This window comes from Kitasatospora sp. GP30 (genome assembly GCF_029892145.1).
GTDB classification, from domain to species: Bacteria; Actinomycetota; Actinomycetes; order Streptomycetales; family Streptomycetaceae; genus Kitasatospora; species Kitasatospora acidiphila.
In genome coordinates, this window is the sequence record NZ_JARZAH010000007.1 from 186,457 (window position 1) to 202,025 (window position 15,569).

Sequence of the window (15,569 nt, forward strand, 5' to 3'; positions counted from 1 at the left end):
GCCTTCGGCCGGGGGGACCCCCATTGCTCGCTCACGCCGGCAGCACCGCCTTGTAGCCCGCCGGCACCTGGGCGTCCGGGCGGCGCAGGTAGAGCGGGGCGTTCGGCAGCAGCTCGCGGCCGGCGGCCAGCTCGGTGACCGCGAAGTCGGCCAGCGCGCCGGCCGACAGGTGCTCGGGGCCGCGGGCGCCGGGGAAGGCCTCGGGGTAGAGCAGCGCGCCCGCGCCCACCGAGACCTCCCGCACGGCCAGGTCGCCCGGCCGGTCCACCGCGGGGCCGGCGATCCGGCGGCCCTCGGCGTCGTAGTCGGCCCAGTAGACCTCCTTGCGCCGGGCGTCGGTGGCGGCGGTGAACGGACCGGTCAGCCCCTCGGTGCGGGCCTGGTGGGCGATCGCGTCCAGGGAGCAGACGCCGTGCACGGGCAGCTCGAGCGCATGGCCGAGCGCGGCGGCGGTGACCAGGCCGACCCGCAGGCCGGTGTACGGGCCGGGGCCGACGCCGACCGCGATCGCGGTCAGCTCCCGCTTGTCCACGCCGGCCTCGGCCAGCACCCGGCCGATCGCGGGCAGCAGCAGTTCGCCGTGCCGTCGGGCATCGACCTGGTAGGTCTGCGCCAGGACGGCCGTGCCGTCGTGGACGGCGGCGGTGACGGCGGGGGTAGCGGTGTCGAACGCGAGCAGCAGCACGGATCCAAGGTTAGAGGGTTCGCGGAGTGAGCTATTCGTACTGGTACGGAACACACGTTCGCGGCTGCCCCGGGCCGCCGCCTGGGCCTGGCACGATAGGGGCCTGGCACGATAGGGACGGTCCTTCGCGAAGACGGGAGCCCACGGTGGCGAAGACAGGTCCTGCGGTCACGGTCGCCGCCCTGACCCTGGCCGCGCTCGCGCTGGTCACCGTGCTCGCCGTGCAGGCCGAGGGCACCGCGCGCACCGCCGCTGCCGCCGAGCCGAGCGCCGCGGCGGCCACCACCGCGCCCGCCCCCTCGCCCAGCGCCTCCCCCACCCCCACCCTGCAGCCGCTGCCCCCGGCGGCCGCGGTCGGCGGCACCCGCCGGGTGGTGTACTCGATCGGCGCCAAGCAGGTCTGGCTGGTCGATCCGAAGAAGGATCCGCAGCTGGTGGCGGCGTTCCTGGTGGAGCCCGGCTCGGTGAACCCGGCGCCGGGCAGCTACGCGGTCTCGTCCAAGTCGGCCGCCACCCATGGCAGCGACGGCCGCCCGGTGGAGCACGTGGTCCGGTTCGGCGAGCACGGCGGCACGGTCTTCGGTTTCAGCGCGGCCGTGGACGGCGGCACGCCGGCCGCCGTCCCCAACGCCAGGACGGGCGGCATCCGCTCCACCCGGCAGGACGGTCAGGCGCTCTGGGACTTCGCGGGGATCGGCACCCGGGTCCTGGTGCTGCCCTGATCCTCGGGGGCCTGGTCGGCGGGCGCGGGCGGGGTGCAGACGGCCGCGGCGGCGGCACAGGAGGACAGCAACCGGCTCATCGGTACCGGTGTCTCGGTGGACCGACCGGGCTGCTCGGCGGGGCTGCTGGTCATCGCGACTCCCTAGTTAGGTTCACCTAACTGCGGGACCCATCCCATCATGGCGGTGAGCCGGGCCGCAACACCATGCCGACAGCCTGTCGGCAACCGGTTCAGTCCAGCGCCACCGACAGGTCGACGCCGTCCCAGCGCGGGCCGAACCCGGTCAGCGCGAGCACCCGCGGATCGGCGTCGTCACCCTGGGCCGCGTCCCCGCCCAGGGCCCGCTCGATCCGCACCTCCAGCCGGCTCTCGGACAGCCCCTCGACCCGGCCCTCGCCCCACTCGACCACGACCACCGACTCGGGCAGCGAGACGTCCAGGTCGAGGTCCTCCATCTCGTCCAGCCCACCGCCGAGCCGGTAGGCGTCGACGTGGACCAGAGCCGGCCCGCCGACCACCGAGGGGTGCACCCGGGCGATCACGAAGGTCGGCGAGGTCACCGCACCGCGCACGCCGAGGCCCTCGCCCAGACCGCGGGTGAGGGTGGTCTTGCCGGCGCCCAGCTCCCCCGAGAGCAGCACGAGGTCCCCGGGGCGCAGCAGGGCGGCCAGCCGCCGCCCGAGCGCGGTCATCCGCTCGGCCGACGGGACGGTGATGGTGGCGTGCGCGCCCATGGTTCCTCTTGTCTGCGTGTGGTCGGTGGCCTGCCAGCCAACGGTGCCACATCCACCGCCGCGAGCGCACCGAGCGCTCGTTCCGCGCGGGCGCCAGGGCCGGCCCGTGCCGCTCAGGGCTGATCCGCCGCCAGCTCCCGCACCCGCTCCGGCAGCGGCAGCCCGGTGCGGCACAGCAGCCGCGCCAGCTGCCGGTCCACCTCGTCCGAGCGCTCCAGCAGCACCAGGTGGCCGGCTCCCGGCAGCAGCTCCAACTCGGCGCCGGGCAGCGTCCGGGCGATCGCCGCGCTGTGCGAGGCGGGCGTGAGCAGGTCGTCGGTGCCGGCCAGCACCAGCACCGGCAGCGGGGGCAGGGCGGCCAGCGCCCCGGCCTTGTCGTGCGCGCTGAACACCGGGTAGAACTCGGCGACCACGTCGATCGGCGTGCTGTCCAGCAGCTGCTCGGCGAACCGCGCGATGCCCGGGTCCACGTCCTTGCCGCCGTTGCCGAACGAGAACCGGCGGTAGAAGACCGCTGCGATGTCGGCCCCGGCCCGCCGGGTGGCCTCCACCAGGCCGACCTGACTGCCCAGCAGCTTCACCACGCCGGGCCCGACCCGCCGCCAGACCTTCATCCCGGCCGAGCTCAGACCCAGGTCGATGGAGTCCCAGTCCCCCGCCGTGGTGCCGATCAGCGCCACGGCCACCACGCGACCGCCGTGGTCCGAGGGGGCGAACAGCTCGGGGTGCTGCTCGGCCAGCGCCATCACGGTCATGCCGCCCATCGAGTGGCCGACCAGGACGATCGGCCCGGTCGGCACCACCGCGTCGAGCACCGTCTTGAGGTCGCCGCCCAGCTGGTCGATGTCGGCGGGCCGGCCGGCGAGGTAGGAGCGGGAGCGGTCGGAGCGGCCGTGGCTGCGCTGGTCCCAGAAGACCAGCCGCAGACCGCCGCGCAACGCCGCCCGCTGGAAGTGGAAGCTGTCCTGGTTGAGGCAGTAGCCGTGGCAGAAGACCACGGTCGGCGCGCCGGGGACGACCTCGTCGGGCTCGTCCACCTCGACGTACAGCTCGGTGCCGTCGGCGGCGGCCACCTTGCGCGGCCGGCCGCGCAGCGAGCCGAACGGGGCGGCGGCGTCCAGCTCCTGGCGGGCCCGCCGCCGGGCCCGGCCCAGGGTGAGCCGCTCGATCGCGACGCCCGCGGCGGCACCGGCGGCCAGCACGCCGAGGCCGATCAGTCCGGCCCGGCCGACCCCGTTGCCACCGCCGCCCTCGGTCATCCGCGGCTCACCCGTGGCTGGCGCCGAAGTAGCGCCGCGGCACCCGGGCTCCGATCCGGGTGACGATCTCGTAGGCGATGGTGTCGCTGGCCCGGGCCCAGTCCTCGGCGGTCGGCTCGCCGCGCTCGCCGTTGCCGAACAGCAGCACCTCCTCGCCGACCGCGGGGGTGTCACCGCCCAGGTCCACCACGAACTGGTCCATCGCGACCCGGCCGGCCACGGTGTACCACTTGCCGGCGATCTGCACCGGCCCGGCGCTGCTGGCGTGCCGCGGGATGCCGTCGGCGTAGCCGAGCGGGACCAGCCCGACGGTGGTCTCACCCGGGGTGATGTATTTGTGGCCGTAGCTGACGCCGTGCCCGCCGGGGAGCTGCTTGACCAGCGCCAGCCGGGCGCTGAGCGACATCACCGGACGCAGCCCGAAGTCGGCCGGGGTGCCGACCTCGGGGACCGGCGACACGCCGTACATCGCCAGGCCGGTGCGGACCAGGTCGTAGTGCGAGCCGGGCAGCAGCAGGGTGGCCGGCGAGTTGGCGATGTGCCGCACCTCGGGGCGCAGGCCGGCCCGCTCGGCGTAGGCCAGCGCGACCGCGAAGGCGTCCAGCTGGGCCTGGATGGACGGGTGGCCGGGCTCGTCGGCGCAGGCGAAGTGCGACCAGATGCCGACCACCCGCAGCTCGCCGGCCGCCTCGGCGCGCCGCGCGGCGGCCACCAGGTCGGGCCAGTCGCGCGGCTGGCAGCCGTTGCGGCCCAGGCCGGTGTCGGCCTTGAGGTGGACCCTGGCCGGCACACCGGTCTCCCGGACGGCGGCGAGCAGCTCGTCCAGCGCCCACTGGCCGCTGATCGAGACGTCCAGCCGGTCGCGCAGCGCCCGGGCCCAGGGGCCGCCCGGCGTCCACAGCCAGCAGAGGATCCTGGCCTGCTCGGGGCCGATGCCGGCGGCCCGCAGCGCCAGTGCCTCGTCCGGCGTGGCGGCGCCGAGCCAGCGCACGCCGGACGCCAGCGCCTCCAGGGCGCACGGCAGCGCGCCGTGGCCGTAGCCGTCGGCCTTCACCACGGCCATCAGGTCGGCGCTCGGCGTCCGCTCGCGGAGGGCGGCGAGGTTGCTGTTCAGCGCGGCGAGGTCGATCGCCGCCTCGGCGCGCACTCCCTCGGCGAGCATGGTGGTCCCGGTCGTGTTCGCAGTTGTCATCACGGTCAGTCTCCCAGACCTGTGCTCGCCTGCTGGTGGCCCCCCTGCGACGCGGTCACATCGCGCCAGGCCGCGGGCAGGGCCGCGGCCACCTCCTGCGCGGTGATGGGGGCCTCGCCCCGGTCACTCACAGTGCCGATGACGCCGCTGCCCGGCGCCCGGTTCCCGGCGGCGGCCAGCCGCCCGGCCAGGCCGTGCAGATAGGCCGCGGCGGGGGCGGCGTCGAACGGCGGCAGGCCGGCGGCCAGCAGCGCGCCGGCCAGGCCGGCCAGCACATCGCCGCTGCCGGCGGTGGCCAGCCAGCCGGTGCCGGTCGGGTTCACCCGGACGGCGCCGTCCGGCCGGGCGACCACGGTGCTGGAGCCCTTGAGCAGCACCACGGCACCGTAGCGGGCGGCCAGCTCGCGGGCGTACCGCAGCCGGGCGGCGGCCACCTGGTCGGCCGTCACCTCGCCGCCGAGCAGCCGGGCCGCCTCGCCGGCGTGCGGGGTGAGCAGGGTGGGCGCGGTGCGGCCGGCCAGCGCGCCGGGGCCGCGGCGGGCCAGTTCGGTCAGCCCGTCGGCGTCCACCAGCACCGGCACCTCGGCGGCCAGCGCGATCTCCAGGGCGTCGGAGGTGTCCTCGCCGGAGCCGGGGCCGACCACCCAGGACTGCACCCGGCCGCCGGTCAGCAGCACCTCGGGGTGGCGGCGCACCACCTCTTCGGCGGGCCGGCCGAGGTAGCGCACCGCGCCCGCGCCGCCGTGCAGCGCGCCGGCCACCGCGAGCAGCGCGGCGCCCGGGTAGCGCTCGGAGCCGGCCAGCACGCCGACCACGCCGCGCCGGTACTTGTCGCTCTCGCGGTCCGGGCGGGGCAGCAGGGCGGCCAGGTCGGCGTGCTGCGGCGCCTGGACGGCGGCGGTCGGCGGGCGCAGCCCGATCGGCACCAGCTGCACCGGACCGGCGTGGCCGGCGCCCGGGTCGATCAGCAGGCCTGGCTTGTAGGTGCCGAAGGTGACGGTGAGGTCGGCCCGCAGCGCGGCGCCGGGCACCTCGCCGGTGTCCGCGTCCACCCCGCTGGGCAGGTCCACGGCGACCAGCAGCCCGCGCCGCGGCGCACTGGCGTACGGCGCGGCGGCGGGGCGCAGCCCGCCGCGGCCGCCGATGCCGACGATGCCGTCCAGGATCAGGTCCGCGCGCGAGAAGTCGGCCAGGCCGACGTTCTGATCCACGGTCACCTGACCGCCCGTCGCACGAAAGGCCGCCAGGCCGCCCGGATGGGCCCGTTCGGGTGAGAGCAGCACCGCGCTGACGGCGGCACCCCGGCGGGCCAGCGCGGCACCGGTGAAGAGCGCGTCGCCGCCGTTGTCGCCGCTGCCGGCCAGCACCAGCACCCGGCTGCCGTAGACCCGGCCGCGCCGCTCGCGCAGCAGCCGCACGCAGGTGGCGGCCAGACCGGCCACGGCGCGGTCCATCAGCGGCTGCCCGGCCAGGGCGGCCTCGGCGGCCCGGACCTCTTCGACGGTGTGAGCGTGGCGCATGGGGTGACGCTACCCCTCGGCCACCACCATCGCAGTGGCCACACCCGCGTCGTGGCTGAGCGACAGGTGCCAGGAGCGCACCCCGAGCTCGGCGGCCCGGGCCGCCACCGTGCCGCTGACGTGCAAAGTCGGCCGGCCCGACGGCTCGGTACGCACCTCGGCGTCGTGCCACTCCAGGCCCGGCGGTGCGCCCAGCGCCTTGGCCAGCGCCTCCTTGGCCGCGAACCGGGCCGCCAACGACTCGGCCGAGCGAGGTGCGCCCGAAGGCAGCACCCGCTCGGCCGGGGTGAAGAGCTTGTCCAGCAGGGCCGGGGTCCGGGCCATCGAGGCGGCGAAGCGGTCGATGCTCGCCACGTCGATGCCCACTGCGATGATCACCCCGCCCACAGTACTGGGCTCTATTCCAGGGCGGTCACAGTGCCGGTGGGCCGATTCCGGCTCTGCTCGCCGCTCCTACTCCACCGTCACAGACTTCGCCAGGTTGCGCGGCTGGTCCACCTCGTGGCCCTTGGCGGTGGCCAGCTCGCAGGCGAAGACCTGCAGCGGCACGGTGGCGACCAGCGGCTGCAGCAGGGTGGGCGTGGCCGGGATCCGGATCAGGTGGTCGGCGTACGGCACCACGGCCTCGTCGCCCTCCTCGGCGATCACGATGGTCCGCGCGCCGCGGGCCCGGATCTCCTGGATGTTGGAGACGATCTTGTCGTGCAGGATCGACCGCCCGCGCGGCGACGGCACGACCACCACCACCGGCAGCCCCTCCTCGATCAGCGCGATCGGCCCGTGCTTGAGCTCGCCCGCCGCGAAGCCCTCGGCGTGCATGTACGCCAGCTCCTTGAGCTTGAGCGCACCCTCCAGGGCCACCGGGAAGCCGACGTGCCGGCCGAGGAAGAGCACCGAGCGGGCGTCGGCCAGCGAGCGGGCCAGCTCGCGCACCGGCTCCATGGTCCCCAGCACCTGCTCGACCTGCTTCGGCGCGTCGCCGAGCTCGCGGATGATGGTGAAGATCTCGTCGCCCCACTTGGTGCCGCGCACCTGGCCCAAGTAGAGCGCCACCAGGTAGCAGGCGACCAGCTGGGTGAGGAACGCCTTGGTGGAGGCCACCGCCACCTCGGGGCCGGCGTGCGTGTAGAGCACCGCGTCGGACTCGCGCGGGATGGTGGAGCCGTTGGTGTTGCAGATCGCCAGCACCCGGGCGCCCTGCTCGCGGGCGTGCCGCAGCGCCATCAGGGTGTCCATGGTCTCGCCCGACTGCGAGATGGCGATCACCAGAGTGTGGTCGTTCAGTATCGGGTCCCGGTAGCGGAACTCGGAGGCCACCTCGACCTCGCACGGGATCCGGGTCCAGTGCTCGATCGCGTACTTGGCGATCATGCCCGCGTGGAATGCGGTGCCGCAGGCCACGATGACGACCTTGTCGATCTCGCGCAGCACCGAGTCGGGGATCCGCACCTCGTCCAGGGTGAGTCGGCCGTCGGTGCCGATCCGGCCCAGCAGGGTGTCCGCGACCGCCTTGGGCTGCTCGGCGATCTCCTTGAGCATGAAGTAGTCGTAGCCGCCCTTCTCGGCGGCCGAGGCGTCCCAGTCCACGTGGTACTCGCGGACCTCGGCGGGCACGCCGTCGAAGTCGGTGACGGTCACCGAGTCGGCGCGCAGCTCCACCACCTGGTCCTGGCCGAGCTCGACCGCCTCCCGGGTGTGCGCGATGAACGCCGCCACATCCGAGGCCAGGAAGTTCTCGCCGTCGCCGCGGCCGACCACCAGCGGCGAGTTGCGCCGGGCGCCGACCACCACACCGGGCGCGTCGGCGTGCACCGCCACCAGGGTGAAAGCACCGTCCAGCCGGCGGCAGACGATCCGCATCGCCTCGGCCAGGTCGCCCTGGAAGGCCTCGCCGATCAGGTGGGCGACCACCTCGGTGTCGGTCTCGGAGCGCAGCTCGTGGCCGCGCTCGGCCAGCTCGGCCCGCAGCTGGGCGAAGTTCTCGATGATGCCGTTGTGGACCACGGCCACCCGGCGGTGGTCGTCCAGATGGGGGTGGGCATTGGCGTCCGTGGGCCCGCCGTGGGTGGCCCAGCGGGTGTGCCCGATACCGGTGGTGCCACCGGGGAGGGGGTTCTCGGCAAGCGACTTCTCAAGGTTGACGAGCTTTCCGGCCCGCTTGTCCGTGGCGAGACTCCACTGCCCCTGGGAGTCCGCCGCCTGAACGGCCACGCCCGCCGAGTCGTACCCTCGGTACTCCAGGCGCTGCAGGCCGGCGATCACAACGTCGAGTGCGCTCTGTGAGCCCACATAACCAACAATTCCGCACATATGTGTCAGCATAAGGGCCGGTCCACCTGGCGCAGCTTGTCGACCGGTGCCCCGGAGCCTGCCACCGGGCCACCACTGGTGACCGACACCACAGGTCCGAGCCCCGCCGGGACGGCTCACAATGGAGCATGTGCTGACCGAACTCTGTACCCGGGGCGCCCAATCGGCGCCCGGCCCGTCGCCGTCACCGTACGTCGACCTGTCCCGGGCCGAGTGGAGCGCCCTGCGCGACCGTACACCCCTGCCGCTCACCGCCGACGAGGTAGAACGGCTGCGCGGCCTGGGTACGGCACTCGACCTGGACGAGGTGCGTGACGTCTACCTGCCGCTCTCCCGGCTGCTGAACCTCTACATCCACGCCACCCACGAACTGCGCGGCGCCGTGGGCACCTTCCTGGACACCCCCGACACCGAGCGCACCCGCACTCCGTTCATCATCGGCGTGGCCGGTTCGGTGGCGGTCGGCAAGTCCACCACCGCCCGCCTGCTGCAGGCGCTGCTGGCCCGCTGGCCCGAGCACCCCCGGGTCGAACTGGTCACCACCGACGGCTTCCTGCTGCCCAACGACGAGCTGCGCCGGCGCGGCCTGATGGCCCGCAAGGGCTTCCCGGAGTCCTACGACCGCCGGGCCCTGATGCGCTTCGTGGCCGATGTGAAGGCCGGCAAGGCGGAGGTGACCGCGCCGGTCTACTCGCACCTGGTCTACGACATCGTGCCCGACGAGCGGCTCACCGTGCAGCGCCCCGACATCCTGATCGTCGAGGGCCTCAACGTGCTGCAGCCCGCGCTGCCCGGCACCGACGGCCGCACCCGGCTGGCGGTGGCCGACTACTTCGACTTCTCGATCTACGTCGACGCCCGCACCGACGACATCGAGAACTGGTACCTGTCCCGGTTCAAGAAGCTCCGGGACACCGCCTTCCAGGACCCCAGCTCCTACTTCCGCCGGTTCACCGAGGTGCCGGAGGAGGAGGCGATGGAGTACGGCCGCCAGGTCTGGCGCACCATCAACAAGCCCAACCTGCTGGAGAACGTGCTGCCCACCCGCGGCCGGGCCACCCTGATCCTGCAGAAGGGGCCCGACCACAAGGTCCGCCGCGCGCTGCTGCGCAAGCTCTGACAGCGTGTCGGCCTGACCAGGGTGGTCAGGCCGACACACCGTCACACCGTCAAACCGCCAGCTGCTCCCGGACGACCGCCGCCAGCCGGTCCGCGATCGCCCCGGCCTGCTCCTGATCGGCCGCCTCGACCATCACCCGCACCAGCGGCTCGGTGCCGGACGGCCGCAGCAGCACCCGGCCGGTGCTGCCCAGCTCCGCGGTGGCCGCCTCGACCGCCGCCGACAGCTCGGCGCAGGCGCCGACCCGGCTCTTGTCCACGCCCTTGACGTTGACCAGCACCTGCGGCAGCCGGGTCATCACGGCCGCCAGCTCGGCCAGGGTCCGCTTGGTGGCGGCCAGTCGGGCGCCCAGCATCAGGCCGGTCAGGGTGCCGTCGCCGGTGGTCGCGTGGTCCAGCAGGATCACATGGCCGGACTGCTCGCCGCCCAGCGCGTAGCCGTGCTCCTTCATCGCCTCCAGCACGTAGCGGTCCCCCACCGCCGTCTCGACCAGGGCGATCCCCTCGCGCTCCATGGCCAGCTTGAAGCCCAGGTTGGCCATCACGGTGCCGACCGCGGTGTTGCGGCGCAGCGTGCCGGCCTCGCGCATGGCCAGCGCCAGGATCGCGATGACCTGGTCGCCGTCCACCTCGTTGCCCTCGGCGTCGGCGGCCAGGCAGCGGTCCGCGTCGCCGTCCAGCGCGATGCCGAGGTCGGCCCGGTGCTCGCGCATGGCGTGGCGCAGCCCGTCCAGGTGGGTGGAGCCGACGCCGTCGTTGATGTTCAGGCCGGTCGGCTCGGCGCCCAGGGTGTAGACCACCTCGGCGCCGGCCCGGGCGAACGCCTCCGGGGCCACCCGGGCGGCCGCGCCGTGCGCACCGTCGATGACCACCCGGACGCCGTCCAGCCGGTTGGGCAGCACCGCGACCAGGTGGGCGACGTACTTGTCGAAGCCCTCGGTGTACTCGTGCACCCGGCCGACCCCGGCACCGGTCGGACGCGGCCGCGCCAGGCTGCCGTCCTGGTTCTTGCGGTAGTCGGCCTCGATGGCGTCCTCGACCGCGTCGTCCAGCTTGTGGCCGCCGCGGGCCAGGAACTTGATCCCGTTGTCCGGCATCGCGTTGTGGCTGGCGGAGAGCATCACACCGAAGTCCGCGCCGAGCGCACCGGTCAGGTACGCCACCGCGGGGGTGGGCAGCACGCCGACCCGCAGCACGTCCACGCCGGAGCCCGCCAGGCCGGCGATCACCGCGGCCTCCAGGAACTCGCCACTGGCCCGTGGATCGCGGCCGACCACCGCGACCGGACGCCGGCCGCCGAAGCCGCCCGCATCGCCCAGTACGTGCGCGGCGGCCATCGAGAGGCCGAGCGCCAGTTCGGCGGTCAGGCTTTCGTTGGCCACACCGCGTACGCCGTCGGTTCCGAAGAGTCGTGCCACAGTCCCGTCCTTCACTGGAGGCCGCCGGTCGGTGCGAGGGGGAAGCCGACCGCCGGATTACTCGTCCCTGGCCGCCTGACCGGTCCAGGGAGCACAACGCCCCGAAGCACAGAGTGCTCCGGGGCGTAGGTCCCACCTGCGGGGTGCGCACCAAGGGCGGTACGCACCCCGGGGCGTGATTAGCGCTTGCTGTACTGCGGGGCCTTGCGGGCCTTCTTCAGACCGGCCTTCTTGCGCTCGACGGCGCGAGAGTCGCGGGTCAGGAAGCCGGCCTTCTTGAGGGCGCCGCGGTTGTTGTCCACGTCGGCCTCGTTCAGGGCACGGGCCACGCCGAGGCGCAGCGCGTAGGCCTGACCGGAGACGCCGCCACCCGCGATGCGGGCGATGACGTCGTAACGGCCGTCCAGCTCAAGGAGCTTGAAGGGCTCGTTCACGGTCTGCTGGTGCACCTTGTTGGGGAAGTAGTCCTCAAGGGTGCGACCGTTGATCTTCCACTTGCCGGTGCCGGGGACGATGCGCACGCGGGCGATCGCCTCCTTGCGACGGCCGAGGCCGGCGCCGGGGATCGCCTCGCTGAAGCGGCCGGCGAGCGACTCGGTGGAGTACGAGGTCTCCTCCTCGGAGGTGTACTCGGTGAGCTCCTCGTCGAAGTCGACGTCAAGGGTGGTCTCGATGGCAGCGTTCTCGGCCACGATGTTCCTCAGCTTTTCTTAGTTAAGGGCTTGTGGCCGGGATTACTGCGCGACCTGGGTGATCTCGAACGGCACCGGCTGCTGGGCAGCGTGCGGGTGCACCGGGCCCGCGTAGACCTTGAGCTTCGAGAGCATCTGACGGCCCAGGCTGTTCTTGGGGATCATGCCCTTGATGGCCTTCTCGACGGCCTTCTCCGGGTTGTTCGCCAGCAGGTCGTCGTAGCGGACCGAGCGGAGACCGCCCGGGAAACCGCTGTGGCGGTACGCCAGCTTCTGGGTCTTCTTGTTACCCGACAGGTGCACCTTGTCCGCGTTGATGATGATGACGAAGTCACCGGTGTCAACGTGCGGCGCGTAGATCGCCTTGTGCTTACCCCGGAGGAGGTTGGCGGCCTGGGAGGCCAGGCGGCCGAGCACGACGTCGTTCGCGTCGATGACGTGCCACTGACGCTGGACGTCGCCGGGCTTGGGGCTGTACGTACGCACGGTCGTAGCCTCTGCTTTTCAGTGAGTGAGTCCTGACAGGAGCACCTGAACGAGTGGATCAGCCTGGTTCCGCTTGGACGCAATCAAGAGGAGCCGCTGGTCATCGGCCTATGGTGTCTCCGGCGTACCGACCTCTCACGTGAGATGGAGCGAGCCAATACGCACAACAAGGGCCCACGATACCGGTCGGCCGGTGAAGACGCCAAACGATCACCGGTCGCGCTCGACCCGCCGCTCGTCCCAGACCGGCTCCGACGACTCGTAGACCCGCCCGTCGCTGCCGAACACCAGGAACCGGTCGAAGGTCTTGGCGAACCAGCGGTCGTGGCTGACGCACAGCACCGTGCCGTCGAACGCCTCCAGCGCCTGCTGCAGCGCCTCGGCGCTCTCCAGGTCGAGGTTGTCGGTCGGCTCGTCGAGCAGCAGCGCGGTGACGCCCTGCAGCTCCAGCTTGAGGATCATCAGCCGGGCCTGCTGGCCGCCGGAGAGCGACTCGAACTTCTGCTCCTCCTGCCGGTCCAGCTCGTAGCGGCGCAGCGCGCCCATCGCGGCGCCGCGGCTGAGCGCGTGCTCCTCCTCGATGATCGAGCGGACCGTGCGGCCCAGCAGCTCCGGGTGCGCGTGGGTCTGCCGGAAGTGGCCGGGCACCACCCGCGCGCCGAGCCGGAACGAGCCGGTGTGCGCCACCGTCTCGTCGCCGGCCAGCAGCCGCAGGAAGTGCGACTTGCCGGAGCCGTTGGAGCCCAGCACGCCGACCCGCTCGCCGTAGAAGACCTCCAGGTCGAACGGCTGCATGAGGCCGGTCAGTTCGAGCTGCTCGATGGTCAGCGCCCGCACGCCGGTGCGCCCGCCCTTGAGCCGCATGGTGATGTTCTGCTCGCGCGGCGGGGCCTCCGGGCGGCCGGCCTCCTCGAACTTCTTCAGCCGGGTCTGCGCGGCGGCGTACCGGGAGGCCATGTCATGGCTGACCGAGGCCGCCTGGCGGAGCGTCAGCACCAGCTTCTTCAGCTTGGCGTGCTCCTCGTCCCAGCGCCGGCCGAGCTCCTCGAACCGGGCGAACCGGTCCTGGCGGGCCTGGTGGAACGAGTCGAAGCCGCCGCCGTGCACCCAGACGCTGGAGCCGGCCGCGCCGGACTCGACGCTGATGATCTTGTCGGCGGTACGGGAGAGCAGCTCCCGGTCGTGCGAGATGTAGAGCACCGTCTTGGGGGTGGCCCTGATCGCCTCCTCCAGCCAGCGCTTGCCGGGCACGTCCAGGTAGTTGTCCGGCTCGTCCAGCAGCAGCACCTCGTCGGGGCCGCGCAGCAGCGCCTCCAGCACCAGCCGCTTCTGCTCGCCGCCGGAGAGCGTGTTGAGGCCGCGGAACTGGGCCCGGTCGAACGGCATGCCGAGCGCCGCCACGGTGCAGACGTCCCAGTCGGTCTCGAAGTCGTAGCCGCCGACGTCGGCCCAGTCGGAGAGCGCCTGGGCGTAGGCCAGCTGCGACTTCTCGTCGTCCTGGGCCAGCATCGCCAGCTCCGCGGCGTCCACCGCCCGGGCCGCCTGGGCGATCCGGGCCGGCGCCACCGAGACCAGCAGGTCGCGCACCGAGGCGTCGGCAGCCAGCGCACCGGGCGAGGCCGCCTGGTCCTCGCGCCCGGTGGTGCCGACGAACTGGCGCATCACCCCCAGGCCGCCGCTGACCGTGACGCTGCCGCCGTGCGGCTGCACATCCCCGGCGATCATGCGCAGCAGGGTGGTCTTACCGGCCCCGTTGGCCCCCACCAGGGCGACCGCGGAGCCCTCGCCGACCCGGAAGGACGCGTCGTCGAACAGCACCCGCCCATCCGGCAGGTAGTACTCCAGGTGTGAAATCTCGACGTGTCCCATGAGTCGAAATTGTCCTATGCCCGCCAGGTAGCGCCCAAATGGATTAAGGAGCCTGGCCTGGCAGGGTGCGCATCCGGCGGGCCTGCCGGCTGCGCTCGGCCAGCTGGTCGTCGGCCGGGTAGCCGACCTCTTCCAGGGTCAGGCCGTACGGGCGGATCACGTTGACCGCGCTGTTGCGCACCCCGCCGGCCAGTACCTCGCCGGGGAACTCCACCGGCCGGTGCCCGTCCCCGACCAGCAGCATCGCGCCGACCAGGGCCCGCACCATGTTGTGGCAGAAGGCGTCGGCGCGCACCGTGGCCACCGCCATGGTGCCCTCCTGGGCGGCGTACGGGTCCATCGGCACCCGGTCCCAGTGCAGCTCCAGCAGGGTCCGGATGGTGGTCGCGCCCTCCCGCTTCTTGCAGTAGGCGGCGAAGTCGTGCTCGCCGAGCAGCAGCCGGGCCGCCGCGTTCATCTTCTCCACGTCCAGCGGGCGGTCGTGCCAGAGCACATGGCCGCGCAGCAGCGGATCCACCCCGCCCGGGTGGTCGGCCACCCGGTAGGCGTACCGCCGCCAGATCGCGCTGAACCGCGCGTCGAATCCGGCCGCCGCCTCGGCCACCCGGTAGATCCGCACATCGGCCGGCAGCCGCCCGGCCAGCCGGCGCAGCAACTTCTCGCCGTGCAGCGCCCAGAGCTCGTCGGGCAGGTCGACGTGGGCCACCTGGCCGCGGGCGTGCACCCCGGCGTCGGTGCGGCCGGCCACGGTGAGCGGGAAGAGCTCCCGGCTGCGGGTGACCACCTGCAGGGCGCTCTCGATCTCCTCCTGCACGGTGCGCCGCCCGCGCTGCCGGGCCCAGCCGGAGAACTCCGCCCCTTGGTAGGACAGGTCCAGCCGGAGCCGGGTGTACCCCTCGGCGGGGCCGTCTTGGCGCGGGGCCGGCTCGGCGCAGTCGTTCACCACACATACCTCTCTCGGGACAGCGGAACGGGCCCGCTCCCCCGCCGAAGCGGTGAGAGCGGGCCCGTACGCGATACTGCGTGCTGAGCGGGCGTCAGGCCTGCTCGTCCGCCGGGGCGGCGTCGGCCGGAGCCTCGGCAGCGGCCTCGGGGGCAACCTCGGCGTCCTTGGCGGCGCGCTTGGTGGCGGCCTCGGCCTCGCCGACCGCGTTCTGGGCCACGGTGAGGGCCTCGACCAGCTCGATCACGGCCATCGGGGCGTTGTCGCCACGGCGGCCACCGATCTTGGTGATGCGGGTGTAGCCACCCGGGCGGTTCTCGTAGCGCGGCGCGATCTCGGTGAAGAGGGTGTGCAGCACGGCGACGTCGGTGATGGTCTTGCGGACCACGCGACGGTTGTGAAGGTCGCCCTTCTTGGCCTTGGTGATCAGCTTCTCCGCCAGCGGGCGCAGGCGGCGAGCCTTGGCCTCGGTGGTGGTGATGCGGCCGTACTGGAACAGCTCGCGGGCCAGGCCGGCCAGCAGCAGCGGCTCGTGGTGCGGGCCGCCGCCGAGGCGGGCGCCCTTGGTGGGACGGGGCATGGGTGCGCTCCTTGAATCTCCGACTGCGGCCGTATCAG

The 15,569-nt window shown here is 73.2% G+C and carries 16 protein-coding genes; 2 read left to right on the forward strand and 14 right to left on the reverse strand.

Annotated elements, in window-relative coordinates:
- Positions 1-31: 31 nt before the first annotated feature.
- The gene (gene tsaB, locus P3T35_RS14125; RefSeq protein ID WP_101381413.1) at positions 32-685 is read right to left on the reverse strand and encodes a tRNA (adenosine(37)-N6)-threonylcarbamoyltransferase complex dimerization subunit type 1 TsaB; all 654 of its coding nucleotides are present in this window, start codon (positions 683-685) and stop codon (positions 32-34) included.
- Between the two features lie 146 nt (positions 686-831).
- On the opposite strand from tsaB, the gene P3T35_RS14130 reads away from it, so the two are divergent.
- Positions 832-1,407 carry a hypothetical protein gene (locus P3T35_RS14130; protein ID WP_101381412.1) on the forward strand — a complete coding sequence of 192 codons (576 nt, stop codon included), beginning with the start codon at positions 832-834 and terminating at the stop codon, positions 1,405-1,407.
- Here the strand turns inward: P3T35_RS14130 and P3T35_RS14135 are convergent.
- From P3T35_RS14135 to glmS, 7 genes are all read right to left on the reverse strand, one after another.
- Positions 1,353-1,541 (reverse strand): hypothetical protein, encoded by a 189-nt coding sequence (locus P3T35_RS14135; protein ID WP_101381411.1) that lies wholly within the window; start codon positions 1,539-1,541, stop codon positions 1,353-1,355. The two genes, P3T35_RS14130 and P3T35_RS14135, sit on opposite strands and share 55 nt — an antisense overlap.
- Positions 1,542-1,639: 98 nt before the next feature.
- Positions 1,640-2,143, reverse strand: coding sequence for a tRNA (adenosine(37)-N6)-threonylcarbamoyltransferase complex ATPase subunit type 1 TsaE (gene tsaE, locus P3T35_RS14140; RefSeq protein WP_101381410.1), 504 nt, complete (start codon positions 2,141-2,143; stop codon positions 1,640-1,642).
- Positions 2,144-2,256: 113 nt separating this feature from the next.
- Positions 2,257-3,402, reverse strand: coding sequence for an alpha/beta hydrolase (locus tag P3T35_RS14145; RefSeq protein ID WP_101381409.1), 1,146 nt, complete (start codon positions 3,400-3,402; stop codon positions 2,257-2,259).
- A gap of 7 nt (positions 3,403-3,409) precedes the next feature.
- Positions 3,410-4,594, reverse strand: a complete 1,185-nt coding sequence (alr, locus tag P3T35_RS14150) for an alanine racemase (RefSeq protein ID WP_101385143.1) — start codon at positions 4,592-4,594, stop codon at positions 3,410-3,412.
- 5 nt (positions 4,595-4,599) lie between these two features.
- On the reverse strand, positions 4,600-6,114 hold the full coding sequence (locus P3T35_RS14155; RefSeq protein ID WP_101381408.1) for an NAD(P)H-hydrate dehydratase: 1,515 nt from the start codon (positions 6,112-6,114) through the stop codon (positions 4,600-4,602).
- Positions 6,115-6,123: 9 nt separating this feature from the next.
- Complete coding sequence (locus P3T35_RS14160; protein WP_101385142.1) at positions 6,124-6,492, reverse strand: holo-ACP synthase; 369 nt, start codon at positions 6,490-6,492, stop codon at positions 6,124-6,126.
- A 75-nt stretch (positions 6,493-6,567) separates the two neighbouring features.
- Positions 6,568-8,424, reverse strand: a complete 1,857-nt coding sequence (gene glmS, locus P3T35_RS14165) for a glutamine--fructose-6-phosphate transaminase (isomerizing) (RefSeq protein ID WP_101381407.1) — start codon at positions 8,422-8,424, stop codon at positions 6,568-6,570.
- 121 nt (positions 8,425-8,545) lie between these two features.
- Between glmS and coaA the strand changes: the two genes are divergently transcribed.
- A complete protein-coding gene (gene coaA / locus P3T35_RS14170; RefSeq protein ID WP_101381406.1) occupies positions 8,546-9,544 on the forward strand; it encodes a type I pantothenate kinase in 999 nt (332 codons plus the stop codon).
- A 49-nt stretch (positions 9,545-9,593) separates the two neighbouring features.
- On the opposite strand, the gene glmM is transcribed toward coaA, so the two are convergent.
- From glmM to rplQ, 6 genes are all read right to left on the reverse strand, one after another.
- Positions 9,594-10,961, reverse strand: coding sequence for a phosphoglucosamine mutase (gene glmM, locus P3T35_RS14175; protein WP_101381405.1), 1,368 nt, complete (start codon positions 10,959-10,961; stop codon positions 9,594-9,596).
- A gap of 179 nt (positions 10,962-11,140) precedes the next feature.
- On the reverse strand, positions 11,141-11,653 hold the full coding sequence (rpsI, locus tag P3T35_RS14180) for a 30S ribosomal protein S9 (protein WP_280706143.1): 513 nt from the start codon (positions 11,651-11,653) through the stop codon (positions 11,141-11,143).
- Positions 11,654-11,695: 42 nt separating this feature from the next.
- The gene (rplM, locus tag P3T35_RS14185) at positions 11,696-12,139 is read right to left on the reverse strand and encodes a 50S ribosomal protein L13 (protein WP_101381404.1); all 444 of its coding nucleotides are present in this window, start codon (positions 12,137-12,139) and stop codon (positions 11,696-11,698) included.
- A gap of 210 nt (positions 12,140-12,349) precedes the next feature.
- Entirely contained in the window at positions 12,350-14,008 is a 1,659-nt protein-coding gene (locus P3T35_RS14190; protein ID WP_101381403.1) for an ATP-binding cassette domain-containing protein, read from the reverse strand.
- Positions 14,009-14,051: 43 nt separating this feature from the next.
- Entirely contained in the window at positions 14,052-14,954 is a 903-nt protein-coding gene (gene truA, locus P3T35_RS14195; RefSeq protein ID WP_101381402.1) for a tRNA pseudouridine(38-40) synthase TruA, read from the reverse strand.
- 91 nt (positions 14,955-15,045) lie between these two features.
- On the reverse strand, positions 15,046-15,531 hold the full coding sequence (rplQ, locus tag P3T35_RS14200) for a 50S ribosomal protein L17 (protein WP_101381401.1): 486 nt from the start codon (positions 15,529-15,531) through the stop codon (positions 15,046-15,048).
- Between the last annotated feature and the right edge of the window lie 38 nt (positions 15,532-15,569).